Genomic DNA, 23,956 nt, shown 5'->3' on the forward strand with positions numbered 1-23,956 from the left:
AGCGCCGCCCCCTAGTGCCCGTCCGAACCCGACGCCGTACCGGGCGGGATCTTGAACGGATCGGCCGCCTGTCCGGACAGGTTGGCCAGTTCGCCGGTCAAGAAATCGGGCGGGTTGAGAATCTCGGACATGTGCGTCATGTTCGGGTCGAAATACGCAGTGGTGAAGAACGTTTCGCCGATGCGGCGCAGGGTGAGGTCGAAGGTCGTGAACACGTTGAGGTAGTCGCCGCGCACGGCCTGTTTGATCCCGAAGTTCGGGAACGGGAACGTCAGCAGGATCTGCAGCGAGGTGACGAAGTTCTTCCGGTTGTCGTTGAGCGCCTTGGCCGCCGAGTACAGGCCTTTGAGGTCTTCGGCGAGGTCCACCTTGGTTTTCGACAGCACGTGCGACGTCACCGTGGCCAGCCGCTTGAGCGCACCGAACGCCTCGACGATGTGGTCCCGGTTCTTGTTGAGCACGCCGACCGCCTCGGGCAGCGTGGTCAGTGCCCGGCCCAGGTTGTCCTTGTCGCACGCCAGGATCGCCGAGAACCGGTTCAGCCCGTCGACCGCGTCGATGATGTCGTTGACCTGCCGGTTGAGTCCCGCGGTCAGTTCGGCCAGCCGGGGCATCAGGTCGACGAACTGGCTCTGCCGACCCGCGACGGCCTGGTAGGTCTCGTCGGTGATCTCTTGCAGCGCACCGACGTTGCCCTTGTTGACCACCACGCCGAGGGCCGACAACACTTCCTCGGTGGTGGGATAGCGACCCGTGCGCGACTGCGGGATCTTCGCGCCGTCGGTCAGCCTGCCGACCGCCGGCTTGTCCTTCGGCGCGGCCAGGTCGACGTGCATGGAACCGAGCAGCGACGTCTGGGCCACCTTCGCGGTCGCGTTGGCCGGCAGCACGACGTTGCGGTCCAGCGCCAACTTCACCGCGGCATAGAACGACCCGTCGGGCCGCTGCTCGGCCGAGATGCCCGAGACGCTGCCGACCGTCACGTCGTCGACCATGACGGGCGAGTTCTGCGGCAGCGTCGCGACGTCGGGCATGTCGACGGTGACCGAGTAGGCGCCGCTGCCGTGACCGGCGGTGCCGGGCATCGACAGCGAGTTCAGCCCGTTGAACTGGCAACCGGCCACCAGCGCGCTGCCGACCGCCAGCACGCTGCCGCGCAACCACATTCGCCTCATCGGCCACCACCCTGCCCGGCGGCGGGCGCGGGACCCGGCAGCGGACCGAACGCGGAGGGCGGGCCGGGCACCGCACCCGGACCCGGAGCGGCGCCGGTCTGCGGGGCCGTCGGAACCAGCAGCGCCTGCAGATCCGCCGGGTTCTCGGGGGCGGGCGACTTGGCGCCCTTGGCCGGGATCCATGTCAGCTCCGGCACCGGGGTCTGCGCCTTGGCCTCGGTGGCCGGGGTGTCGTAGATGATCTGTCCCTTGTATGCGGTGATCGTGTTGAGCGGGTGGAACATGATCGGCGGGTAGTTCACGGCGATCCGGCGCAGCACGGGCCCGAGCCGCTCGCGGCAGATCTCGGCGCGCTTGAAATAGTCGGGCGCGCGGGGCCCGGCGGCGGTGTCGAAGGATCCCCCGCAGATGAACTGGACGGGGTTGGCGAACTCGGGGATCGACAGCAGCCCGTTGAGCGTGCCCTGCGCGGGGTCGTAGATGTTGTAGAAGTTGGAGATGCCCGGGCCCGCCACGTGCAGGACCTGCTCGATGTTGTCGCTCTGGTCGCTCAGCGTCTTGGCCAGGTCGTTGAGCTGGTTGACCGTATCGACCAGCGTGGAGTTGTTCTCGTGCAGGAAGCCGCGGACGTCCGAGAGCGCCTGGTTGAGGGTGCCCAGCGTGGTGTCCAGGTGGCGGGAACTGTCGGCGAGCACCTGCGACACCGATGCGACGTTGCCGGCGAACTGCACGATCTGCTCGTTGCTCGACGACAGCGCGTTCACGAGCACCTGCAGGTTTTTGACCGTGCCGAACAGGTCGCCGCGCGAATCCCCAAGCCGCCCTGCGACTTGCGCGAGCTCGCGCAGGGCGCTGTGGAACGACTCCCCGTTGCCGTCGAACGTGTCGGCGGCCTGGTTGATCGCGGCGCCCAACGGCCCTTGCATCGACCCCCCAACAGATCCCGTCGGACCGAGCTGGACGGCCAGCTGGGTCAGCGACTCCTTGACCTCGTCCCATTCCACCGGGACACCGGTGCGGGCCAGGTCGATGCTTCCGCCGTCGGGCAGCACCGCCCCACCGGTGTAGGCCGGGGTGAGCTGAATGAACCGCGCCGCCACCAGATTCGGCGACATGATGATGGCCCGGGCGTCCTTGGGCACCTTCACGTCGTCGGACACCGACATGGTGATCTTGACGTCCGAGGGCCGCGGTTCGATCGTGTCGATGTGGCCGACCGGGACGCCGAGGACCCGCACCTGGTCACCGGGGTAGATGCCCACGGCCGACGCGAAGTAGCCGACGATGGTCCGGCTGCTGGCCTGCGCGGTGAGCACATACACGCCGCCCACCAGCGCCGCGACCAGCGCGATGACGGTGGTGTAGCGCAGCCCCCGGCTGGCCGCTATCCGTTTCGTCATGGTGACTTCGGCCTGATGATCCAGCGTTCCTGGATGAGACCCCGCAGGTAGTCGGCGAGGCTGGCCGGCAGCTTGCCCGGCTGGTAGAAGAAGTCGAACATCATCGCGATCATCGGCGCCGGCAGCACCGAGAAGACGTTGACGTTGAACCCGGGCCCCGAACCGACCACCTCGCCCAGTTCGGTGGCGTAGGTGGGCAGCCGTTTGAGGGCTTCGGTGATGTAGTCGCGGCGCTCGTTGAGGTTGGCCAGCACCGAATTGAGCTTGCTCAGCGCGGGGCCGAACTCCTTGCGGTTGTCGGCGACGAACCCCGAGATCTGCTGCGAGACAGCGTCGATGCCCGAGATCAGCCGCCCCAACGCCGCGCGCCGTTCGCCGAGCGCGGCGAACAACTGGTCGCCGTCGTCGACGAGTTTGTTGACCTGTCCGGCGCGCTGGGCCAGCGCCGACGTCACCGACTTGGCGTGCACCAGCAGGCTTTGCAGTGCCTCGTCGCGGCGGTTGAGGGTGCGCGACAGCGAGGTCACCCCGTCCAGCGCACCGCGCAGCTCCGGGGTGGCGTCATGCAGCGTGTCGGTCAGAACGTTCAGGGCCTGCTCGAACTGGGGCTTGTTCAAATTGCTCGCGTTCTGGCCCAGGTCCTCCAGCGCGCCGGCGAGCGTGTACGGCGTGGTCGTCCGGCTCAGCGGGATGCTGGTGGTCCTGCCGGCGCCGGCCGGACTCACCGAGATCGAGCGCTCCCCGAGGATGGTGTCGGTGCGGATCGCGGCCAGCGACTGGTCGCCGACCGCGACGTGCCGGTCGACCGTGAAGGTCACCTTGGCGCTGTTGCCGGCCAGGCCGACGGCCTGCACCTTGCCGACCTTGAAGCCGGACACGTACACGGCGTTGCCCGGCTTGATGCCGCCCGCGTCGGTGAAGTAGGCGTCATAGACCTTGCCCTGCGGCCAGAACGGCAACCCGGCGTAACCGAAGGCGATCAGGACGATGCAGACCACCAGCACCAGGCCGAAGACGCCGGTGCGCAGCGGGTCGCGCTCGCGCCTCGGGCTACTTGACAAAAGCGCACCTCCCCTTGCTCTGGTCGAGCTGTCCGCCGATGGGTAGCAGGATGTCACCACCGGCCGGGCCGTTGATCTTGATCCGCACCGAGCAGAAGTAGATGTTGAAGAACGAGCCGTAGGCGCCCAGCGCGGACAGCCGCAGATAGTCCTCGCCCAATTGCTCGATGTCGTTGTCCACCTCGGCCTTGCGGTTGTCCAGCTCGGTGGCCAGCGGCCGGGTGTTCTCCAGGATGCCCTGCAGGGGCCGGCGCGAATTCTTCAGCAGCTCTGTCAGGTCCGTCGTCGTCGACGCCAACGGTCCGATGGCGCCGGCGATGTCGTCCTTGTGCTCGGCCAGCCCGGTGATCAGTTTCTGCAACTGGTCGACGCTGGCCGAGAACTGCGCGCTCTTGGCGTCGATGGTGCCCAGCACCGTGTTGAGGTTGGTGATCGTGTCACCGATGAGCTGGTCGCGGTTGCTCAACGCCGACGAGAAGGCGCTGGTGTCGGCCAGCACGTTCGACAGCGCTCCGCCCTGCCCCTGCAACAACTGGATCACCGCACCGCTGATCGTGTTGATCTTGTCGGCGTCCAGGCCCTTGACGACCGGGCGCAGCCCGCCGAGCAGCGCGTCGAGATCCAGGGCGGGCTGGGTGTGCTGGGCGTTGATCGTCCCGCCGGGCGGCAGCTTGCGCAGCTCGCCCGGACCGGAGGTGATCTCCAGGAAACGGTCACCGACCAGGTTCTCGTAGCGGATCATCGCGCGTGTCGACGAATACAGGGTGTAGCGCTTGTCGACCCCGAATTTCACGTCGATGGTGTTGTCCGGGTTCAGCGCGATGCCCTGCACCGCACCGACCGGGACGCCGGCGATGCGGACCTTCTGGCCGGCCTTCAACCGCGACACGTCGGTGAACGTCGCGTGGTAGGTGCCTTCGGACCCGAAGCGGAAGTCACCGAAGACCACTATCAGTGCGACGGACACGAGCACCATCACCACGGTGAAGACGCTCACCTTGATCACCATCGAACGATGCGACGGCATACCCGCGGCCGCCATCAGAAGTCGTCCCGTTCGGCGAACGCGCCGTGGAACAAGAACTGCAGCGTCGAGGGCGCGTCGAACTGCAACTCGGTGAACGGCTCGTAGGGGACGTTGGCGTTGTCGGTGACCAGGAACGGGGAGCGGTACCAGGACCCGCCGTACTGCTTGTTCGGGATGTCGGGCAGCCCACGGCAGTTCGGACCGCCGGAGGCGTTGACGACGGGCAGGGACTCCGGGTAGGTGTACGACGGCGCGCCCAGCACGAAGCTCGAGGAGGTGAACAGCCCCGCTTTGCGGACGCCGAGCAGCGGCGCGAACTCCTTGATGCCGCGTTCGATACCCGCGAACAGGCAACCGAATTCCGGGGAGTAGTCCGCGGCCACCTTGACCGGGGCGCGCAACCTGTTGGCGGTGTCGATCAAGTTCTGCTCGGCCGGCGCCACCGTGTCGTAGGCGTTGTTGGCCAGTCCGATCGTGGCCAACAACGTCTCGTCGAGGTTGCTCTGCTGGTCGACCACGGTCTGGTTGATCGTCGGGAGGTTGTCGATGACGGTGTTCAAATCGGGGGCGGCGTCGGCGTAGATGTTGGTGACGGTCCCCGCCTCACGAAAGTCCCGCTGCAGCGCCGGCAGCTTCGGATTCGTCTGGCGCGTCAGTGTATTCAATCCCGACAGCAGCTGGCCCAGGTCGTCGCCGTGGCCACGCAGTCCCTCGGCCAGCGCGCTCAGCGTTCCGTTCAGCTCCACCGGGTCGATCTTGTGCATCAGCTCGATGAGCGACTGGAACAACGTGTTGACTTCCAGCTGCACCGCCGAAGCGGCAACGTGAGCGTCCGGGCGCAGCGACGTCACCGAAGGCGTCTGCGGTGCAATGAATTCCACCGCCTTGGCGCCGAAGACGGTGTTGCTACCGATCCGCACCGTCGCGTTGGAGGGGATGAAGTGCATGTCGTTGCTGTCGATGGCCAGCGTCAGACGGGCGCGGTCGGCGGCGTAATCGATGGCCGTGACCTTGCCGATCTGGATGCCGCGGTACTTCACCTTGGCGCCCTTGTCCATCACCAGCCCGGCCCGCGGCGCGGACACGGTGACGGTGTCGGTCGGCGCGAAAGCCGCTGTGTAGGAGAGGTAAGTCAGGGCGACGAACCCCACGATCAGGCTGGCCAGCAGCGCCGCCGCCAGCCGGACCGTCGATCGCCGAGACTCGCCTTCTGCCATTGGGAACTCCCCTTACCCGGAGAGGTTGAAGTTACCGGACGCGCCATACACGGCAAGTGAGATGAACAAAGTGATGACGACGACCACGATCAGCGAGGTCCGCACCGCCTGCCCGACCGCGATGCCCACACCCACCGGCCCGCCTTTGGCGTTGTAGCCGTAATAGGTGTGGATCAGCATCACCGCGATCGACATCACGATCGCCTGCAGGAACGACCACAGCAGGTCGGACGGGATGAGGAAGGTGTTGAAGTAGTGGTCGTAGAGGCCCTTGGACTGCCCGTTGATGTAGACGGTGGTGAAGCGGGCGGCGAAGAACGCGGCGAGCACCGACAGCGAATACAGCGGAACGATCGCGATCAGGCCGGCGATCAGCCGGGTGGACACCAGGTAGGACACCGATTCGACCGCCATGCACTCGACGGCGTCGATTTCCTCGGACACCCGCATGGCGCCCAGTTGCGCGGTGGCACCGGCGCCGATGGTGGCCGCCAGCGCGATACCGGCGATCACGGGCGCGACGACGCGTACGTTCAGGAACGCCGAGAGGAACCCGGTCAGCGCCTCGATCCCGATGTTGCCCAGCGACGAGTAACCCTGCACGGCGATGACGCCGCCGGAGGCCAGCGTCAGGAAGGCCGCGACGCCGACGGTGCCGCCGATCATGACGAGCGCCCCGGTGCCCATCGTCATCTCGGCGATCAGGCGGATCGTCTCGGTGCGGTACTTGGTGAGCGCGCTGGGGACGTGACGCATCGTCTGGCCGTAGAACAGGGCCTGCTCGCCGAAGTCGTCGACCGGTTCCGTAAAACGCGACATCAAGCGGCGGAACCGAAGGGTGGCGTCGTAACTCATCGGCTGATCACTCGCGTCATCACTTGGCCGAGATCCGCACGCCGATCGCGGTCGTCACCACGTTGATGACGAACAGACAGATGAACGCGTACACGACGGTCTCGTTGACGGCGTTGCCGACGCCCTTCGGCCCACCCTTGACCGTCAGACCGCGGTAACACCCGACCAGCCCGGCCATCACCCCGAACAACAGCGCTTTGACTTCGGAGAGAACCAATTCGCGAAGCCCGGTCAGCACCGTCAGCCCGTTGATGAAGGCGCCCGGGTTGACACCCTGCAAGAAGACCGAGAACACGTAGCCGCCGGACAAACCGATGGCGGCGACCAGGCCGTTGAGCAGGAGCGCGACCAGTGTGGACGCCAAAACCCGCGGTACGACCAGCCGTTGGATCGGGTCGATGCCCAGCACCCGCATCGCGTCGATCTCCTCGCGGATGGTGCGGGCCCCCAGGTCGGCGCAGATCGCGGTGGCGCCGGCACCGGCCACGACGAGCACGGTGACCACCGGACCGAGCTGGGTGATCGTGCCGAAAGCCGTTCCGGCGCCGGACAAGTCGGCCGCACCGATCTCACGCAGCAGGATGTTCAGCGTGAACGCCACCAGAACCGTGAACGGGATGGACACCAGCAGGGTCGGGACCAGCGACACGCGCGCGATCATCCACGTCTGATCCAGGAACTCACCGAACTGGAAGGGCCGCCGGAACGCCGCGCGCGCGGTGTCGATCGACATCTCGAAGAATCCACCGACAGCGCGGACGGGCACCGCAAGCTGCTGGATCAACGTGGTCCCCCCCTTCGCTGCTCGCGGCGAAGCCTGCGTGTCGCCTTTGCGCGCCCTTCGGTCACTTGCGGCTCGGGTGTGAGCCGGATCATATTAACCCAGAACAAGTTGACCCTGTCAATGAACGCTATTTCTCTGTCGGAATCGTTAATTTCGCCAGGTCAGAGCAAGTTGCCGTGTTCCAAACTGACACAAGTTCTAATCGTCGGAACCCCTGTTTTCAGCCAGCGCGCCGGCTACTGCTCCATCAGTCCGACGGCCGCGAAATTGTGCTCGGGGTCGCGGCCGGCAAAGTATTCTCCCAACGTCGTGCTGAGCTCGGCGGGGTTCCACGCCGGCCCGTCGGCGCTGAACCTGTGCTCCGCGGCGGGCGCCGACACGAGCGTCACCTGCGGGCCGTAGACGATGAACACCTGGCCGTTGACCTCCGCGGCCGCCGGGGACGACAGGAACTGGACCAGGGTCACCACGTGGTCGGGCGAGAGCGGGTCGATCTGCCCCTCCTCCATTTCGGGGCCGGGGCCGAAGACGTCGGCCGTCATCGCCGTGCGGGCCCGCGGACAGATCGCGTTGGCGCACACCCCGTAACGGCCCAAAGCCCGCGCGGCCGAGAGGGTCAGCGCCATGATGCCCGCCTTGGCGGCGCCATAGTTGGCCTGCCCGACCGGTCCGACCAGACCCGCCTCCGACGCGGTGTTGACCAGCCGGCCGAACACCTTGCCGCTGCCGTCCGCCGCGTCCTTGGCCTTCGCGCGCCAGTAGGTGGCCGCGTTGCGGGTCAGCAGGAAATGGCCGCGCAGGTGCACCGCGATGACGGCGTCCCATTCCTCGTCGGACATGTTGAACAGCATCCGGTCCCGCGTGATCCCGGCGTTGTTGACCACGATGTCCAGCCCGCCGAGCTTGTCGGCGCAGGCAACCAATTCGTCGGCGGTCGCGCGTTGGCTGATGTCCCCGGCAACGGCGACCGCCTTGGACCCGGCGGTGCCGATCTCGTCGATGACGTCGGAGGAGTCCAGGGCACCGGCCATGTCGTTCACGACGACGGTGGCGCCCTGGCGGGCTAAGCCGAGCGCCTCGGCGCGCCCCAGGCCGGCGGCCGCACCGGTGACCACCGCGACCTTCCCGGAGAGATCGGTCGCGTTCGTGCTGCTAGTCAATTTATGAATACCTCTAGTTTCGAGTCGCCCGGCGTCGCGCCCGGGTCATTCGCCGCGTAGGAGCGCGGCTCGCGGGCATTCGGCGATCGCCTGCTCGGCCAAACCCTCCTGGTCGGGTGGGATCGGGTCAAGCTTCACGACGGCATAGTCGTCGTCGTCCAGGTCGAAGATGTCCGGCGCGATTCCCAGGCATACTGCGTTGCCTTCGCACCGGTCACGATCAACGATCACCCGCACGGTACCCTCCTCGAATCTGGCCTTCAATATGAGCACATGCCCCGTTGGTATGTAGCTACACCATAGGGGCCCCGGTAGGTCTGGGGAAACGGTCGCTGGATTCCCAGACTAGAACGTGTTACAACCGGGAAGACGAACGGGTGGCCGGCCTGCTTCTCACGCCTAGCCAAAGGACAGCTGGAATGCGCATCAGTTACACCCCCGAACAGGAGGAGCTGCGTCGCGAGCTGCGGTCATATTTCACCGCGCTCATGACGCCGGAGCGCCGCGAGGCGCTGACCTCCACGCAGGGCGAGGTCGGGACGGGAACCGCGTATCGCGACACCGTTGCGCAGATGGGCAAGGACGGGTGGCTCACCCTGAACTGGCCCAAGGAGTACGGCGGCCAGGACCGCTCGCCGATGGACTCGCTGATCTTCACCGACGAGGCCGCGATCGCCGGCGTGCCGGTGCCGTTCCTGACGATCAACAGCGTGGCGCCGACCATCATGGCGTTCGGCACCGACGAGCAGAAGAAGTTCTTCCTGCCCAAGATCGCCGCCGGGGAGCTGCACTTCTCGATCGGCTACTCCGAGCCCGGAGCCGGCACCGACTTGGCCAACCTGCGCACCAGCGCCGTGCGCGACGGCGACGACTACGTGATCAACGGCCAGAAGATGTGGACCAGCCTGATCGCCTACGCCGACTGGGTCTGGCTGGCCGTGCGCACCAATCCCGAGGCCAAGAAGCACCGCGGCATCTCGATGCTGGTGGTGCCGACGACCGCGGAAGGCTTTTCCTGGACGCCCGTGCACACCATGGCCGGCGTGGACACCAGCGCCACCTATTACTCCGACGTGCGCGTGCCGGTCACGAACCTGATCGGTGAGGAGAACGGCGGCTGGAAGCTGGTGACCAACCAGCTCAACCACGAGCGGGTCGCCCTGGTGTCGCCGCAACCGATCTTCCTGGCCCTGCGCGAGGTTCGCGAGTGGGCGCAGAACACCAAGGGCGCCGGCGGTGGCCGCCTCATCGACTCCGAGTGGGTGCAGCTGAACCTGGCCCGGGTGCACGCCAAGGCCGAGGTGCTCAAGCTGATCAACTGGGAGCTGGCGTCGGCGGCCGGCGACTCGCTCAATCCGGCCGACGCGTCGGCGGCCAAGGTGTTCGGCACCGAACTGGCCACCGAGGCCTACCGGCTGCTCATGGAGGTACTGGGCACCGCGGCGACGCTGCGCCAGGACTCCCCCGGCGCGCTGTTGCGCGGCCGGGTCGAGCGGATGCACCGGGCCTGCCTGATCCTGACCTTCGGCGGCGGCACGAACGAGGTGCAGCGCGACATCATCGGCATGGTCGCCCTCGGCCTGCCCCGAAGCCGCTGAGCACCGCTGAGCATCGAGAAGGACGAAAATCCATGGATTTCACGACAACCGAAGCGGCGAACGACCTCGGGGGCTTGGTCGACACGATCGTGGACTCGGTGTGCACGCCGCAGCATCACCGTGAGCTCGACGGGCTGGACCAACGGTTCGACCGCGAGCTGTGGGGCAAGCTCGTCGACGCCGACATCCTGACCAGCGCGGCGCCGACGCAGCTGGGCGGTGACGGCTTCGGCGTGCTCGAGCAGGTCGCGGTGCTCGTCGCGCTCGGCCATCAACTGGCCGCCGTTCCCTATCTCGACTCGATCGTGCTGGCCTCGGGTGCGCTGGCGCGCTTCGGGACCGAGGAACTGCAGCAGGAGTGGGGCGTCGCGGCGGTCAACGGCGAGAAGGTCCTCACCGTCGCCCTGCACGGCGAGATGGGCGAGGGGCCGGTCCGGGCGGCCCGCGCCGGCGACGGCTACCGCCTCACCGGTACCCGCACCCAGGTCGGCTTCGGCCCGGTGGCCGACGCGTTCCTCGTACCGGCCGAAACCGATTCCGGCACGGCGGTTTTCCTGGTCGCCGCCGACGACCCGGGCGTTTCGGTGACCGCAATCCAGACCACCGGCCGCGGCTGCGTCGGGCACCTGGCGCTCGATGGAAGCCAGATCGACGGCACCCGGATGGTCGGCGGACCGGAAGCGGTGACCTGGCTCGAGACGCTGGCGGCTCTGGGCGCCAGCGCCTTCCAGCTGGGCGTGCTGGAGCGGGGCCTGCAGATGACCGCCGAGTACGCGCGCACCCGCGAGCAGTTCGACCGCCCGATCGGCAGCTTTCAGGCGGTGGCGCAACGCCTGGCCGACGGCTACATCGACGTCAAGGGGCTGCGGCTGACGCTCACGCAGGCGGCCTGGCGGGTGTCGGAGGACCTTCCCGCCGACATCGACGTCGCCAGCGCGGCGTTCTGGGCCGCCGACGCCGGCCACCGCGTGGCGCACACGATCGTGCACGTGCACGGCGGGGTGGGCGTCGACACCGACCACCCGGTGCACCGCTACTTCCTGGCCGCCAAGGAGACCGAGTTCGCCCTGGGCGGGGCCACCGGCCAGCTGCGCCGCATCGGCCGCGAACTGGCGGAAACCCCGGCCTAGGTGCGACGGTGCTCCAGGTTCCGACCGACCTGACCGTCACCGACCTGCTTGTCCCGCTGGCCGACATCGACGATCGCGGCGTCTACTTCGAGGACTCCTTCACCAGCTGGCGCGATCACCTGCGGCACGGCGCAGCGATCGCCGCGGCGCTGCGGGAGCGCCTCGACCCGGCCCGCCCCCCGCATGTCGGCGTGCTGCTGGAGAACACCCCGTTCTTCTCAGCCATGCTGGCCGCCGCCGGGATGTCGGGGATCGTGCCGGTGGGGCTCAATCCGGTGCGCCGCGGCGAGGCGCTGGCCCGCGACATCGACCGGGCGGACTGCCAACTGGTGCTGGCCGACGCGAATTCGGCCGCGGCACTGGAAGATATCGAGCACGTCGACGTCGATTCGGCCGAGTGGGCCGACGAGGTCGCCGCCCACGCGGACGCCGAGCCGGGCTTCCGCTCCGCCTCGGCCACGGACCTGTTCATGCTGATCTTCACCTCCGGCACCAGCGGCGAGCCGAAGGCGGTCAAGTGCAGCCACGGCAAGGTCGCCGTCGCCGGCGTGACCATGACGCAGCGCTTCGCTCTCGGCCGCGACGACGTCTGCTATGTCTCGATGCCGCTGTTCCACTCCAACGCGCTGCTGGTGGGGTGGTCGGTGGCGGCGGCGTGCCGGGGCTCGATGGCGTTGCGGCGCAAGTTCTCCGCGTCGAACTTCCTGCCCGACGTGCGCCGCTACGGCGCGACCTACGCCAATTACGTGGGCAAGCCGCTGTCGTATGTGCTCGCCACCCCCGAACGCCCCGACGATGCGGACAACCCGCTGCGCGCGGTCTACGGCAACGAGGGCGTGCCCGCCGACATCGAGCGCTTCGCGCGCAGGTTCGGCTGTGCCGTGCAGGACGGGTTCGGTTCCACCGAAGGCGGGGTGGCCATCGCCCGCACCCCCGACACGCCCGCCGGCGCGCTGGGCCCGCTCACCGAAGGGCTTCAGATCGTCGACCCCGACACCGGCGAGCCGTGCCCGGTGGGGGTGGTCGGCGAACTGGTGAACACCGCCGGGCCGGGCCGTTTCGAGGGCTACTACAACGACGACGACGCCGAGGCCGCGCGGATGGCCGGCGGGGTCTACCACAGCGGCGACCTCGCCTACCGCGACGACGCCGGATACGCCTATTTCGCCGGGAGGCTGGGTGATTGGATGCGGGTCGACGGTGAGAACCTGGGCGCGGCCCCCATCGAGCGGGTGCTGCTGCGCTACCCGGGCGCTGCCGAGGTGGCGGTCTACGGGGTGCCCGACGCGATAGTCGGCGACCAGGTGATGGCCGCCCTGGTGATGAGGCCGGGGGCGGCGTTCGACCCCGAGAAGTTCCGCGCATTCCTCGCCGAGCAGCCCGATCTGGGGCCCAAGCAATGGCCGTCGTATGTCCGGGTCAGCACCGAGCTCCCGCGGACGGTGACGTTCAAGGTGCTCAAGCGTCAGTTGACGGCCGAGGGGGTCGACTGCGGCGACCCGGTGTGGCGGATTAGCCGGTAGCCCATGACTTCCCGATCTCCCGAACATGAGCTCGAGACGAGCTTCGAACGGCTTGCCGCGACCGTGTCGGCCGAAGTCGGCGTCGCGATCGCCCGGCCGGGCCGTACCCTGTCGCTGGGCCGTTGGTCGGCCGGCGTCGCGTGGTCGACGATCAAGGTGCCGCTGGCGGTCGCGGCCCTGCGCAGAGATCCGTCGGGCGCCTACGACCTGGTCGTCAAGGCGATCACCGAATCCGACAACCCCGCGGCCGAGCAGTTGTGGTCCCGGCTGGGCGAGCCGGCGGACGCCGCCCGGCAGGTGCGGGCCGTCATCGCCGCGGCCGGTGATACGGCCACGGTGGTCGAGTCACGAAGACTTCGGCACGGCTACACCGCGTTCGGCCAGACGCGGTGGCCGCTGGGCCGGCAGGCGCGGTTCGCAGCGCGGCTGTCGCAACTGGGCGAGGCGGGCCCGGTCATCGACCTGATGCACCGCATCGCCGCCCACCAGCGGTGGGGCCTGGCCGCGAAAGGCTTTGCGGCCAAGGGGGGTTGGGGGCCGGGCGTCGGGGAGGAGAACTACCTGGCCCGGCAGTTCGGGATCGTCCCGACGGAGACGGGGCCGCTGGGGGTGGCGTTGGCGGCCGAAGCCCGCGACTTCGAGGCCGCGGTCGAAGCGCTCGACGCGACGACGGACTGGCTCGTCGACCACGCGCTAACCGAACAGTGACGGCACCACCGCGTCGATCAGATGCGGCCCGGGCTCGGCGAATGCCGCACGCAGGGCGTCGGCGAGTTCTTCGCAGGTGGTGACGCGGCGGGCCGGCACTCCCATACCCTCGGAGATCTTCACGAAATCGATTGCCGGGCGCGACAAGTCGAGCAGATCCAGGGCCTTGGGCCCGGGTGCGCTCCCCACGCCGACGCGTTGCAGCTCCACCCGCAGGATGTCGTAGGCGCTGTTGTCGTAGAGCACGGTCGTCACGTCCAGGTGCTCCCGCGCCTGGGTCCACAGGCCCGCGATCGTGTACATCGCCGAGCCGTCGGACTCCAGGCACAGCACCGGGCGGTCCGGCGCGGCGACCGCGGCGCCCACCGCGGCCGGGATGCCGTAGCCGATCGCCCCGCCGGTCAGGGTCAGCCAGTCGTGGGCGGGCGCCCCGGCGGTGGTCTGGGCGAGCAGCAGGCCCGACGTGTTCGACTCGTCGACGACGATCGCCCGCTCGGGCAGCAGCGCCCCGATCACGCCGGCCGCCGACGCCGACGTCAGCGCGCCCGTCGGCAACTCCGGACGCGACGCCGCCGCGACCGGCGCGACCGTCCCCGGCGCCACCTCCTCGGCCAGCGCCTCCAGCGCGTCGGCCGCGCCGATGTGCCCGGCGAGCGTGTGCACCCGGCAGCCGGCCGGCACCAGGTCGCTGGGCATGTCCGGGTAGGCGAAGAACGACACCGGCGACTTGGCACCGGCGAGCACGAGGTGCTTGGCGCCGTCGAGCTGGGCCGTGGCGGCCTCGGCGAAGTAGGCCAGCCGGTCGACGGCGGGCACGCCCGCGCCGCGTTCCAGCCGCGTCGGGAACGTCTCGCACAGCAGCCGGGCGCCGGTCGCCTGGGCGATCCGCGCGGCCGCGGCCAAACCCCTTGCGCGGGTGGCGTCTCCCCCGATCATCAGCACCGCCGGCTCCCCGCAGCGCAGCACGTCGAGCACCTCGGACGGCAACGCCGGGGTGGCCGGAGCGCGCGCGGGCTCCGGCGCGACGGGTTGCGCGCCGTCGGACCACGACACGTCGGCGGGCAGGATCAGGGTCGAGATCTGGGCGCCCGACCGGCTGGCCGCGATCGCCGCGGCGGCATCGGCGCCGACGCCGGCGACGTCACCCGTGCGGCGCACCCAGCCCGAGACGGTGCCCGCGACCGCGTCGATGTCGGATTCCAGTGGCGCGTCGTACTTCTTGTGATAGGTCGCGTGGTCGCCGACCACCACCACCATAGGCACGTGGGCCCGGCGCGCGTTGTGCAGGTTGGCCAGTCCGTTGCCCAGTCCGGGTCCCAGATGCAGCAGCACCGCCGCGGGCCGGTCGGCGATGCGGGCGTAGCCGTCGGCCGCACCGGTGGCGACACCCTCGAAAAGTGCTAGCACGCCGCGCATTCGGGGAACGGTGTCCAGTGCGGCCACGAAGTGCATCTCCGAGGTGCCCGGGTTGGCGAAGCAGACGTCGACGCCCCCGTCGACCAGGGTGTTGATCAGGGCTTGCGCACCGTTCACCTGTTTGCCTCCAGTCTGAATACGCGCTCGGCGTTGCCGTGCAGAAAGTCGTGGCGCGCCTCGTCGGTGAGCCCGAGGTCGTCGAGCCCGGCCAGCGCGTGCGCGGCGGTGATCATCGGGTAGTTGGTGCCGAACAGGACCTTACGTTGTCCGGTACCGGTTTTCATGAACCTGATCAGCTCGTCGGGCAACCGTCTGATGGTGTAGGCCGAGGTGTCGATGTAGACGTTCTCGTGCTTGCGGGCGACGGCGACCATCTCCTCGGTCCACGGATAGCCGACGTGTCCGCAGACGATCACCAGCTCCGGGAAGTCGAGCGCGACCTGGTCGATGTAGGGAATCGGACGTCCGGTCTCCGACGGCCGCAGCGGGCCGGTGTGCCCGACCTGGGTGCAGAACGGGACACCGAGGTCCACGCAGGCGGCGAACAGCGGGTAGTAGCGCCGGTCGGTCGGGGGCGCGTCCCACAACCAGGGCACCACGCGCAGGCCGACGAAGCCTTCGCCGACGCGCCGCCGCAATTCCCGCACCGCGTCCATCGGACGGTCCAGGTCGGCGGTGGCCACGCCGGCAAAACGCTTCGGGTGCAGGCCAACCCATTCGGCGACCTCGTCGTTGGAGACCAGGTCCTGGCCGCCCGGGCCGCGCCACGCGCTGAGCAGGCCCAGCTCGACTCCGGCTTCGTCCAGCGACGCCACAGTCGCATCGATCGGGACTTCGGCGTCCGGCATCGCCCCACCGGTCCAGCGCCGCAGCGAGGCCAACATGTCGCTGCGCAGGAAGCGCAGGGTCGGATGCTGCATCCACACGTCGATCGTCATTCGGTCGACTCTAGCCCGGTGACGATGCGCGCGGCGCAGCCGCGCGGGCGTCTACGCAGCCAGCGCGGCCCAGGCGGCGGCATCCGTCTGCCGCGCGTATCCGCCGCCGAACAGCACGACATGGGCCAGCAGCGGGTAGAGCTGGTGCAGCCCCACGCGGCCGCGCCAGCCGGGCCGCAGCCCACGCACGTCCTGATAGCCGGCGAGGACGGCGTCGTGGTGCGGGCACCCGAACAGCGCGAGCATCGCCAGGTCGGTTTCCCGGTGCCCGGCGTGCGCGGCCGGGTCGATCAGCACCACCCCGTCGGGCGTCCACATCACGTTGCCGCTCCACAGGTCGCCGTGCAGGCGCGCCGGGGGGTCGTCGTCGTCGAAGTCACCGGCCCGACAACGCGCGATGACGGAGTCGATCGTGGCCCGGGTCGAGTCCTCGAGCCGCGAAGCCGCGCGCTCGGCCATCGGCGTCAGCCGCTCGTCGGCGTAGAACTGCCCCCAGCGTTGGTGGCGCCGCAGCGACATCGGCAACGGATGCGATAAGCCTCGATTTTTCGTGCGGGTGGGGTTCGGGGGTGCTGAGCCATGAAGATCGCTGAGCGATAGCGATTTTGGGCTTGGGGTGTGTTTGGCCGTCCCGTGTCGCCGGGGTGGGCGGGCTTTCCTATGGCCGGTGGGTCTTTCGGGTCGTCGGGGCGGGTTTGCGGTGGTCAGGGGAAGGCGGCGCGGATGCGCTGCCAGGCGGTTGCGATGGCACCGGCCCAGCGCCAGGTGGCGTCGATGCGCAGCCGTAGTTGGCGGGCGCCGCGGGTGATGCGGGCCGCGACGTGCAGGACCCGGTAGCGGAAGGCGGTGATCTCGCAGCGGGCCAGCTGCGGGGCGTCGGTGAATCCGATCAGTTGGGCCCAGGCGACCAGATCGGCGGCGGCCAGGACGATTTCGAGCCAGGCGGCGTTGGACTGGAAATCATGACAGGGCAGGTTGGCCAGGCCGGCGGCTTTGGCTTCGCGGATGCGGTCCTCGACGCGGGCGTGCTGGCGGTGGCGCAGTTCCAGACCGGCCAGCTGCCCGGGAACCATCCCCGGTGGGGTGTCGGTGATGAAGGCGGTCACCCGCATGCCGTCGATGTCGGTGAAGCGCAGCTGCGCCCCGGGGTGTGGGCGTTCTTTGCGCAGCACCAGCCGGGTCCCGGCAGGCCAGGCCGACAGGTTGACCAGGCCGGTGGCCTCGGCCACCCACGCCCCGTCCCGGATCTGCCCATCGGAGTCGATCCCCGGATACCAGCCATCGCCGAGGTTGAGGGTGTCCACGGCGTCCTGGACCCGGGCATCGACGGGAAACCCGAAGGAGAACCCGACCCCGTGATCGCGGCAGGCCTGGGCAAACTTGTGGGTGGCTCCGGCGGAATCTGAGCGCACCACCACCGCCGGCGCAGCCGGGTTCTGCGGGCCGGGACGCCAATCTGCCGGCAGCGAATCCAAAGCCTGCTGAAGGACCGTGACGTGATCGGCGGCGGTATTGGATCCGGCGTTGCCTTTGCGCAGCAGCCCGGCCAGGGCCTCACCGCCGGCGATCTCCGGGCGGTCCAGAAACGCCAGCAGCGGGTGATGGCCGAACGACTTCTTCCACGTCGGCGCCGCCTGCGCCTTGTTGTCGGAATGGTCGATGACCAGCGTGGCGTCGATGTCGATGTACAGCGGCACACCCGCCGGGGGCGCGGCCCCGGCCGCCCAGGCCGCCGCCCGCGCCGATGCCCGCGCGGTGCGAACCTTCGGCAGGTGCGCGGCATCGATGCGATAATCGATCAGCCGCCACATCGTCGTTGTCGAGGCCTTGGCCCCGAACACATGCTCGCGATCCCCACACAACTGGCCGACCCCGTCGATGCAGTCCGCCCCGTCAGCCACCGCCGCGGCAAGATCGGCGAACACCGCACCCGGGGCATAAGTCCACGGCCCCTTGTAAGTATCGGCCAACACCGCCGTGACCTGCGCTGATAACCCGGTCAGATCGGCCAGTTCCCGCAACAGCCCCATCCCGGCGTGCGACACCACCCCGCGACCGTCCGCCGATACTTTCACCCGCCGCGTCACCGCGATACTCTTCACTTGCGAAGTGCCTTCCGCTCGCCATATGGAAACCTAGAGAATTCCCATTATGCGTTGCAGGACAGGCACTTTCGCGCATCAACACCCAGCTACTTCGGCATTCCGCGAAAAATCCGGGCTAAGGGCCCGAAGAACCCGGGCCCGTCCCATCCGTCGGGTCCAGCGCCGAACGCGGCGGCGCCGGCGTCGTGGGTGCGGGCCAGCCGCGCGCCGAACGCGTGCGCCGCCTCGCGGCCGGGCGGCACCGACTCGAGCCGCCGCAGGGTCAGGCTCGACTCGTCGACGGCGACCACCCGCGCGCACGGCACGCCGCCGTCGACCTCGGAAAGCCAGCGCAGACCGGCGGCTTCCCACGCGAAGAAGCCAGCGGGGGCATCCGGGTTGCGTTTGGCGAAGTCGCTCAAGCGGTGGCGTGGGCGGCGTGTACCTCGTCGGCGGGCCGCGCCTCGGTCTGTTCCTTGGCCCAGCGATAGTCGGGCTTGCCCGCCGGCGAACGCTTCACCTCGTCGACCAGCCACAGGCTGCGCGGCACCTTGTATCCGGCGATCTCGGAGCGCACGAACCGGTCCAGCTCGGCCAGCGACGGCCGGGCGCCCGGCCGGGGCTGCACGACGGCGGCCACGTGCTGGCCGTACCGCGGGTCCGGCACCCCGATCACCAGGGCGTCGAAGACGTCGGGGTGGCCTTTGAGCGCGCCCTCGACCTCCTCGGGGTAGATCTTCTCGCCGCCGCTGTTGATCGACACCGACCCGCGGCCCAGCATCGTGACGCTGCCGTCCTCCTCGACCAGCGCGTAGTCCCCGGGGATGGCGTAGCGCACGCCGTTGAACGTCTTGAAGGTCTCGGCGGTCTTCTTCTCGTCCTTGTAGTAGCCGACCGGGATGTTGCCCTTCTTGGCGATCAGGCCGCGCACCCCCGATCCGGGCGCGACCTCGTTGCCTTCCTCGTCCAGGACGACGGTGCGGTGGTCGATCGTCACCCGCGGCCCCCCGGCGTGCGGCGCGTCCTTGGCGACGATGCTGGTGCCGCCGAAGCCGGTCTCCGACGAGCCGATCGAGTCGGTGATGACCCGGTTGGGCAGCAGCTCCAACAGGCGCTCCTTGATGCTCGGCGAGAACAGCGCCGCGGTGCTGGCCAGCAGGAACAGCGACGACAGGTCGTAGTCGTGGTCCTTGTTCAGCGCGTCCAGCAGCGGCCGCGCCATGGCGTCGCCGGTGAAGAACAGCAGGTTCACCTTGTGCTCGTGGATCGTGCGCCACACCTCGTCGGCGTTGAATTCCGGTGCCAGCACGGTGGTCTGGCCAGAGAAGATCGACATCCAGGTGGCCGACTGCGTGGCGCCGTGGATCATCGGCGGGATCGGGTAGCGGATCATCGGCGGATTGGCGGTGGCGCTCTTGGCCAGGTCGTACTCGTCCTTGACGAATTCGCCCGTGGCGAAGTCGGTTCCGCCGAGCAGCACCCGGTAGATGTCCTCGTGGCGCCACATCACGCCTTTGGGGAAGCCGGTGGTGCCGCCGGTGTACAGGAGGTAGATGTCGTCGGCACTGCGCTCGCCCACCAGCTCGGCGAAGTCGCGCTCGGGTGAACCCTGCGCGATCGCCGAGTAGAACTCGACGCCGCCGTAGCGCTGGTAATCGTTATTGCTGCCGTCCTCGATGACGAGGACGGTCTTGACGTTGGGGGTGTCGGGCAGCACGTTGGCCACCCGGTCGGAGTACTGGCGTTCGTGGACGAGCGCGACCATGTCGGAGTTGTCGAACAGGTAGCGCAGCTCGCCCTCGACGTAGCGGAAGTTGACGTTGACCAGGATCGCGCCGGCCTTGACGATGCCCAGCATCGCGATGACGATCTCGATGCGGTTGCGGCAATACAGGCCGACCTTGTCGTCCTTCCGCACGCCCTGATCGATCAGGTAGTGCGCCAGGCGGTTGGCCTTCTCCTCCAAGTCGGCGTAGGTCAGCTTCTGGTCGCCGCAGATCAGGGCGACACGGTCAGGCACAGCGTCGATGGCGTGCTCGGCAAGATCGGCAATATTCAGGGCCACGGCCACCAAATTAGAACGTGTTACATTTCTTGACAAGCTCATGCCCATGGTGGACCGAAAGGCGGTAGCGGTGACGGAGGCTGCAGCAAACGAACAGACCGGCCCGGACGCGCTGGTCGAACAGCGCGGTCACACCCTGATCGTCACGTTGAACCGGCCCCATGCCCGCAACGCGCTGAGCGGCGAGATGATGCAGATCATGGTCGAGGCCTGGGACCGCGTCGACAACGACCCGGACATCCGGTGCTGCATCCTGACCGGCGCCGGCGGCTACTTCTGCGCCGGCATGGACCTCAAGGCAGCAACCAAGAAGCCGCCGGGCGAGTCGTTCAAGGACGGCAGCTACGACCCGTCGCGCATCGACGCGCTACTGAAGGGGCGCCGGCTGACCAAGCCGCTGATCGCGGCGGTCGAGGGCCCCGCGATCGCCGGCGGCACCGAGATCCTGCAGGGCACCGACATCCGGGTCGCTGCCGAGAGCGCCAAGTTCGGCATCTCGGAGGCCAAGTGGAGCCTGTACCCGATGGGCGGTTCGGCGGTGCGCCTGGTGCGGCAGATCCCCTACACCGTCGCGTGCGACCTGCTGCTGACCGGCCGCCACATCACCGCCGCCGAGGCCAAGGAGATGGGGCTGGTCGGCTACGTCGTGCCGGACGGGCAGGCGCTGACCAAGGCGCTCGAGATCGCGGAGATGATCGAGAACAACGGCCCTCTGGCCGTGCAGGCGATCCTGCGCGCGATCCGCGAGACCGAGGGCATGCACGAGAACGAGGCGTTCAAGATCGACACCCAGATCGGGATCAAGGTGTTTCTGTCCGACGACGCCAAGGAAGGCCCGCGGGCGTTCGCCGAGAAGCGCAAGCCCAACTTCCAGAACAAGTAACGCGCCCGCTATCGGCGCCGAACGTGAAGCCGTTGCGAGCTTTCCTTATTTTTTCCCCGGCAGTTTCACGCTCGGCGAGGTGTCGGCCCTACCCGGCACACTCGCGCGCATGGTGGAGCCATTCCTAGGTAGCGAGGCCGTCGCCTCGGGTCGCGTCACGCCGTACGCGCTGCGTAGCAGGTTCACGGCGATCCACCGCGACGTTTACGTGCCGCGGGATACCGAGATCACCGCCGTGGTGCGCGCCGAGGCCGCCTGGTTGTGGTCGCGGCGGCGTGGCATCGTCGCGGGCCGCTCGGCCTCGGCGCTGCACGGCGCCAAGTGGATCGACGGGAAGGCACCCGCCGAACTCATCTACCAGAATCGGCACGCCCCCAAGCAAATCCGCACCTGGGCCGATCGCATCGAGGACGACGAGGTCGCGACGCTCGAGGGGCTGCCGGTGACGACGCCGGCGCGCACCGCCCTCGACCTGGCGTCGCGCCATCCCGTAGACAAGGCGGTCGCGCTGATCGATGCCCTCGCCCGGGCGACCCGCCTGAAGATCGCGGACGTCGAGCTACTTGCGGAGCGTTACAGGGGGCGCCGAGGCATCCGGCGGGCGCTGTGCGCGCTCGACCTCGTCGATGCCGGCGCCGAGTCACCGCGCGAAACCTGGCTGCGCCTCTTGCTCATGCGGGCCGGCTTTCCCCGTCCGCGCACTCAAATTCCCGTGCGCGACCGATACGGTCAACTGGTCGCGGTCTGCGACATGGGCTGGGAGGACGTGAAGATCGCCGCGGACTACGAAGGGGAGCACCACCGCATAGACCGACGGCGGTTCAACCACGACATCCGGCGCGCCGAAGCCCTCGCGGAATTGGGCTGGATCGACGTCCGGATCACAGCCGAAGACACTCCGGGTGGGGCAATCGGACGGGTATCAGCGGCGTGGGATCGCCGAGCGTGAAACTGTGGCGAGTTTTCAGCCGTTTCTTCGCAACAGTTTCACTCTCGGCGCGAGGGGTCAGCCCAGCGGCGCGGCGGGGCTGAAGACGACCGGCATCTTCTCGAGGCCGGACACGAAGTTCGCCGGGCGCAGCGGCAGCGCCGCATCCGATGCCAGCCGCATGTCGGGAAGCCGCTGCAGCAGCCGGCTCTGCATGATCGACAGCTCGAGCCGGGCGAGTTGGTTGCCCAGGCAGAAGTGCGTCCCGAAGCCGAACGCCAGGTGGTTGTTCGGGTAGCGCTCGATGTCGAAGCTCTCCGGGTTCTCGAAGACCTTCTCGTCGAAGTTCGCCGACTCGAACAGCAGGATCATCTTCTCGCCCTGGCGCAGCGCGGTGCCGTGGAACTCGGTGTCGGCGGTGATGGTGCGGGCCATGTTCTTCACCGGCGCGGTCCAGCGCAGCATCTCCTCGATCGCGTTGGGCAGCATGCTCAGGTCGGCCGCCAGACGCTTGTGCTGGTCGGGGTGCAGCAGCAGCTGGCGTGTGCCACCGGACAGCGTGTGCCGTGTCGTCTCGTCGCCGCCGATCAGCAACAGCAGCACCTCGGTGACGATCTGGTGGTCCTCGAGGTGCGCGCCTTCGACCTCCGCGTGCACCAGGACGCTGACCAGGTCGTCGGTCGGGTTTTCCTTGCGGGCCCCGATCATGCCCATCATGTATTCGCTGTAGGCGGCGAAGGCGTCCATGGTGACCTGGACGTCGGCTTCGGCGGCGGTGCTGCTCAACGCGCCGACCAGGTCGTCGGACCACTTGAGGAACATCTCGCGTTCCTCCGGGCGCACACCGAGCATGTCGCCGATGACCGCCATCGGCAGCGGCGCGGCCAGATCCCAGACGAAGTCGCACTCGCCGCGCTCGCAGACCGCGTCGATCAGCGTGTCGCACAGCTCGACGATCTTGGACTCCTGGTCCTTGACGCGCTTGCGGGTGAAGCCGGCGTTGACGAGCTTGCGGCGCAACAGGTGTTGCGGGTCGTCCATCTCGATCATCATCTCGACCCCCGGCTGGTCGGGACGGATGCCGCCGGCATTCGAGAACAGCTCGGGGTTGCGCTCGGCGTCGATCACGGCCTGGTACGTCGACGCGGCGGCCAGGCCGTTGCGGTCCCGGAAGACCGGCTCGTTCTCGCGCATCCACTTGTAGACGGGCCGGGAGTCACCGGCGTAAAAGGTCCCGTCGGTCAGGTCGACGTCGGGCCGAGTCATGGTCATGAGATCTCCTCAGCATCGCCGAAGGTCATCTGGACGTTGTCCACGGAGGTGGACATCAGCGCGCGTTTCGGCAGCCCCAGCGACGCCAACTCTTTGGCGTAGGGGTGATCGCCGAGCCGGACGTGCACGCCACCCGGACGGGTGTGCACGCCGCTCAGCGTGTGCTCGAAGGAGGTCTCGCGCGTGACGCCGTCGCGGTGGGAGTAGGTGCGCTGCGCCTGGTGGCGCGGGGTCAGCCGGAAAGGCAGCCCGCGCCGGAACTCCATGCCGATCACCAACTGCCCGTCCACAGTGCAGTCGAACCCGAACGTCCGACCCTCGCGAACGGTGAAGTCCGCCATGACCTTCGGGTAACCCCAGATCTTGGTTCCCGCTTCCAGCGTGAACGCCTGGTCGACGGGCAGGTGGTGGATGAAGGCGCCGGCGTCCTGCAGGGCACGCGGCCCGGTCGCGCTCGACCCCGGCGGGTTGACCATGACGCTGGTGCCGAATTCGTGGTACCGGCCCAGGTCGCCGTCGATGTAGTGCATCAGCATCAGCACAACGATCGCGCGCCCGGGCAGATAGCGGCACACCCGCAGGCCGCTGTAGTCGATCAGGCGCTGGGCCGCGTCGGCGTCCACCGAGAACATCGCCATGTGCTGCGTCGCCCGACGGATCCGCACCGGCATCGTGAGTACGGTGCCCGCGATGGTGTGCTGCGAGGCTGTCATCGGGCCAATCTAGAACGTG

The 23,956-nt window shown here is 68.5% G+C and carries 22 protein-coding genes and 1 pseudogene; 6 read left to right on the forward strand and 17 right to left on the reverse strand.

Annotated features, from left to right (window positions below; all coding sequences use genetic code 11):
* Positions 1-11 precede the first annotated feature (11 nt).
* The 9 genes from ACJ512_RS26770 to ACJ512_RS26810 form a co-directional block, all read right to left on the reverse strand.
* Positions 12-1,175, reverse strand: a complete 1,164-nt coding sequence (locus ACJ512_RS26770; protein ID WP_407688092.1) for a virulence factor Mce family protein — start codon at positions 1,173-1,175, stop codon at positions 12-14.
* Entirely contained in the window at positions 1,172-2,575 is a 1,404-nt protein-coding gene (locus tag ACJ512_RS26775) for a virulence factor Mce family protein (protein WP_407688093.1), read from the reverse strand. Before ACJ512_RS26775 ends, ACJ512_RS26770 begins: the two co-directional genes overlap by 4 nt.
* A complete protein-coding gene (locus ACJ512_RS26780; RefSeq protein ID WP_407688094.1) occupies positions 2,572-3,636 on the reverse strand; it encodes a virulence factor Mce family protein in 1,065 nt (354 codons plus the stop codon). The genes ACJ512_RS26775 and ACJ512_RS26780 overlap by 4 nt, the downstream gene beginning before the upstream one ends.
* Complete coding sequence (locus ACJ512_RS26785) at positions 3,626-4,678, reverse strand: MCE family protein (RefSeq protein ID WP_407688095.1); 1,053 nt, start codon at positions 4,676-4,678, stop codon at positions 3,626-3,628. The genes ACJ512_RS26780 and ACJ512_RS26785 overlap by 11 nt, the downstream gene beginning before the upstream one ends.
* Complete coding sequence (locus tag ACJ512_RS26790; protein ID WP_407688096.1) at positions 4,678-5,880, reverse strand: MCE family protein; 1,203 nt, start codon at positions 5,878-5,880, stop codon at positions 4,678-4,680. The genes ACJ512_RS26785 and ACJ512_RS26790 overlap by 1 nt, the downstream gene beginning before the upstream one ends.
* 12 nt (positions 5,881-5,892) lie before the next feature.
* Complete coding sequence (locus ACJ512_RS26795; protein ID WP_407688097.1) at positions 5,893-6,735, reverse strand: MlaE family ABC transporter permease; 843 nt, start codon at positions 6,733-6,735, stop codon at positions 5,893-5,895.
* 19 nt (positions 6,736-6,754) lie between these two features.
* On the reverse strand, positions 6,755-7,519 hold the full coding sequence (locus ACJ512_RS26800) for an MlaE family ABC transporter permease (RefSeq protein WP_407688098.1): 765 nt from the start codon (positions 7,517-7,519) through the stop codon (positions 6,755-6,757).
* A 236-nt stretch (positions 7,520-7,755) separates the two neighbouring features.
* Positions 7,756-8,679, reverse strand: coding sequence for a 3-oxoacyl-ACP reductase (locus ACJ512_RS26805; RefSeq protein WP_407688099.1), 924 nt, complete (start codon positions 8,677-8,679; stop codon positions 7,756-7,758).
* Positions 8,680-8,724: 45 nt separating this feature from the next.
* Positions 8,725-8,916: a ferredoxin gene (locus ACJ512_RS26810; protein ID WP_407688100.1), complete on the reverse strand. Its 192-nt coding sequence runs from the start codon at positions 8,914-8,916 to the stop codon at positions 8,725-8,727.
* 182 nt (positions 8,917-9,098) lie between these two features.
* Between ACJ512_RS26810 and ACJ512_RS26815 the strand changes: the two genes are divergently transcribed.
* The 4 genes from ACJ512_RS26815 to ACJ512_RS26830 are packed head-to-tail and all read left to right on the forward strand — an operon-like array spanning position 9,099 to position 13,638.
* The gene (locus ACJ512_RS26815) at positions 9,099-10,277 is read left to right on the forward strand and encodes an acyl-CoA dehydrogenase (RefSeq protein WP_407688101.1); all 1,179 of its coding nucleotides are present in this window, start codon (positions 9,099-9,101) and stop codon (positions 10,275-10,277) included.
* Positions 10,278-10,309: 32 nt separating this feature from the next.
* Complete coding sequence (locus ACJ512_RS26820; RefSeq protein WP_407688102.1) at positions 10,310-11,407, forward strand: acyl-CoA dehydrogenase family protein; 1,098 nt, start codon at positions 10,310-10,312, stop codon at positions 11,405-11,407.
* An 8-nt stretch (positions 11,408-11,415) separates the two neighbouring features.
* Positions 11,416-12,930, forward strand: coding sequence for a long-chain-fatty-acid--CoA ligase FadD17 (gene fadD17, locus ACJ512_RS26825; RefSeq protein WP_407688103.1), 1,515 nt, complete (start codon positions 11,416-11,418; stop codon positions 12,928-12,930).
* Between the two features lie 3 nt (positions 12,931-12,933).
* Entirely contained in the window at positions 12,934-13,638 is a 705-nt protein-coding gene (locus ACJ512_RS26830) for a serine hydrolase (RefSeq protein ID WP_407688104.1), read from the forward strand.
* Here the strand turns inward: ACJ512_RS26830 and ACJ512_RS26835 are convergent.
* The 6 genes and pseudogenes from ACJ512_RS26835 to ACJ512_RS26860 form a co-directional block, all read right to left on the reverse strand.
* Positions 13,624-15,171, reverse strand: a complete 1,548-nt coding sequence (locus ACJ512_RS26835; protein WP_407688105.1) for an acetolactate synthase large subunit — start codon at positions 15,169-15,171, stop codon at positions 13,624-13,626. The two genes, ACJ512_RS26830 and ACJ512_RS26835, sit on opposite strands and share 15 nt — an antisense overlap.
* Positions 15,168-15,992: an amidohydrolase family protein gene (locus tag ACJ512_RS26840; RefSeq protein ID WP_407688106.1), complete on the reverse strand. Its 825-nt coding sequence runs from the start codon at positions 15,990-15,992 to the stop codon at positions 15,168-15,170. The genes ACJ512_RS26835 and ACJ512_RS26840 overlap by 4 nt, the downstream gene beginning before the upstream one ends.
* 51 nt (positions 15,993-16,043) lie before the next feature.
* Entirely contained in the window at positions 16,044-16,727 is a 684-nt protein-coding gene (locus tag ACJ512_RS26845; protein ID WP_461480161.1) for a fructosamine kinase family protein, read from the reverse strand.
* Complete coding sequence (locus ACJ512_RS26850) at positions 16,697-18,094, reverse strand: IS1380 family transposase (RefSeq protein WP_461479895.1); 1,398 nt, start codon at positions 18,092-18,094, stop codon at positions 16,697-16,699. The genes ACJ512_RS26845 and ACJ512_RS26850 overlap by 31 nt, the downstream gene beginning before the upstream one ends.
* 113 nt (positions 18,095-18,207) lie before the next feature.
* Positions 18,208-18,498: pseudogene (locus tag ACJ512_RS26855) on the reverse strand (fructosamine kinase family protein); the annotation flags it as partial.
* Positions 18,495-20,147, reverse strand: coding sequence for an acyl-CoA synthetase (locus ACJ512_RS26860; protein WP_407687744.1), 1,653 nt, complete (start codon positions 20,145-20,147; stop codon positions 18,495-18,497). The pseudogene ACJ512_RS26855 and the gene ACJ512_RS26860, both read right to left, overlap by 4 nt.
* Before the next feature lie 34 nt (positions 20,148-20,181).
* On the opposite strand from ACJ512_RS26860, the gene ACJ512_RS26865 reads away from it, so the two are divergent.
* Both ACJ512_RS26865 and ACJ512_RS26870 read left to right on the forward strand, forming a co-directional pair.
* On the forward strand, positions 20,182-21,024 hold the full coding sequence (locus tag ACJ512_RS26865; RefSeq protein WP_407687745.1) for a crotonase/enoyl-CoA hydratase family protein: 843 nt from the start codon (positions 20,182-20,184) through the stop codon (positions 21,022-21,024).
* A gap of 109 nt (positions 21,025-21,133) precedes the next feature.
* Positions 21,134-21,973, forward strand: a complete 840-nt coding sequence (locus tag ACJ512_RS26870) for a hypothetical protein (RefSeq protein WP_407687746.1) — start codon at positions 21,134-21,136, stop codon at positions 21,971-21,973.
* A gap of 57 nt (positions 21,974-22,030) precedes the next feature.
* On the opposite strand, the gene ACJ512_RS26875 is transcribed toward ACJ512_RS26870, so the two are convergent.
* Both ACJ512_RS26875 and ACJ512_RS26880 read right to left on the reverse strand, forming a co-directional pair.
* Entirely contained in the window at positions 22,031-23,218 is a 1,188-nt protein-coding gene (locus ACJ512_RS26875) for a cytochrome P450 (protein ID WP_407687772.1), read from the reverse strand.
* A 2-nt stretch (positions 23,219-23,220) separates the two neighbouring features.
* Positions 23,221-23,937, reverse strand: a complete 717-nt coding sequence (locus ACJ512_RS26880) for an acetoacetate decarboxylase family protein (RefSeq protein WP_407687747.1) — start codon at positions 23,935-23,937, stop codon at positions 23,221-23,223.
* Positions 23,938-23,956 lie beyond the last annotated feature (19 nt).

The sequence above is a fragment of the Mycobacterium cajalii genome (genome assembly GCF_045809005.2).
In the GTDB taxonomy this organism is placed as follows: Bacteria; Actinomycetota; Actinomycetes; order Mycobacteriales; family Mycobacteriaceae; genus Mycobacterium.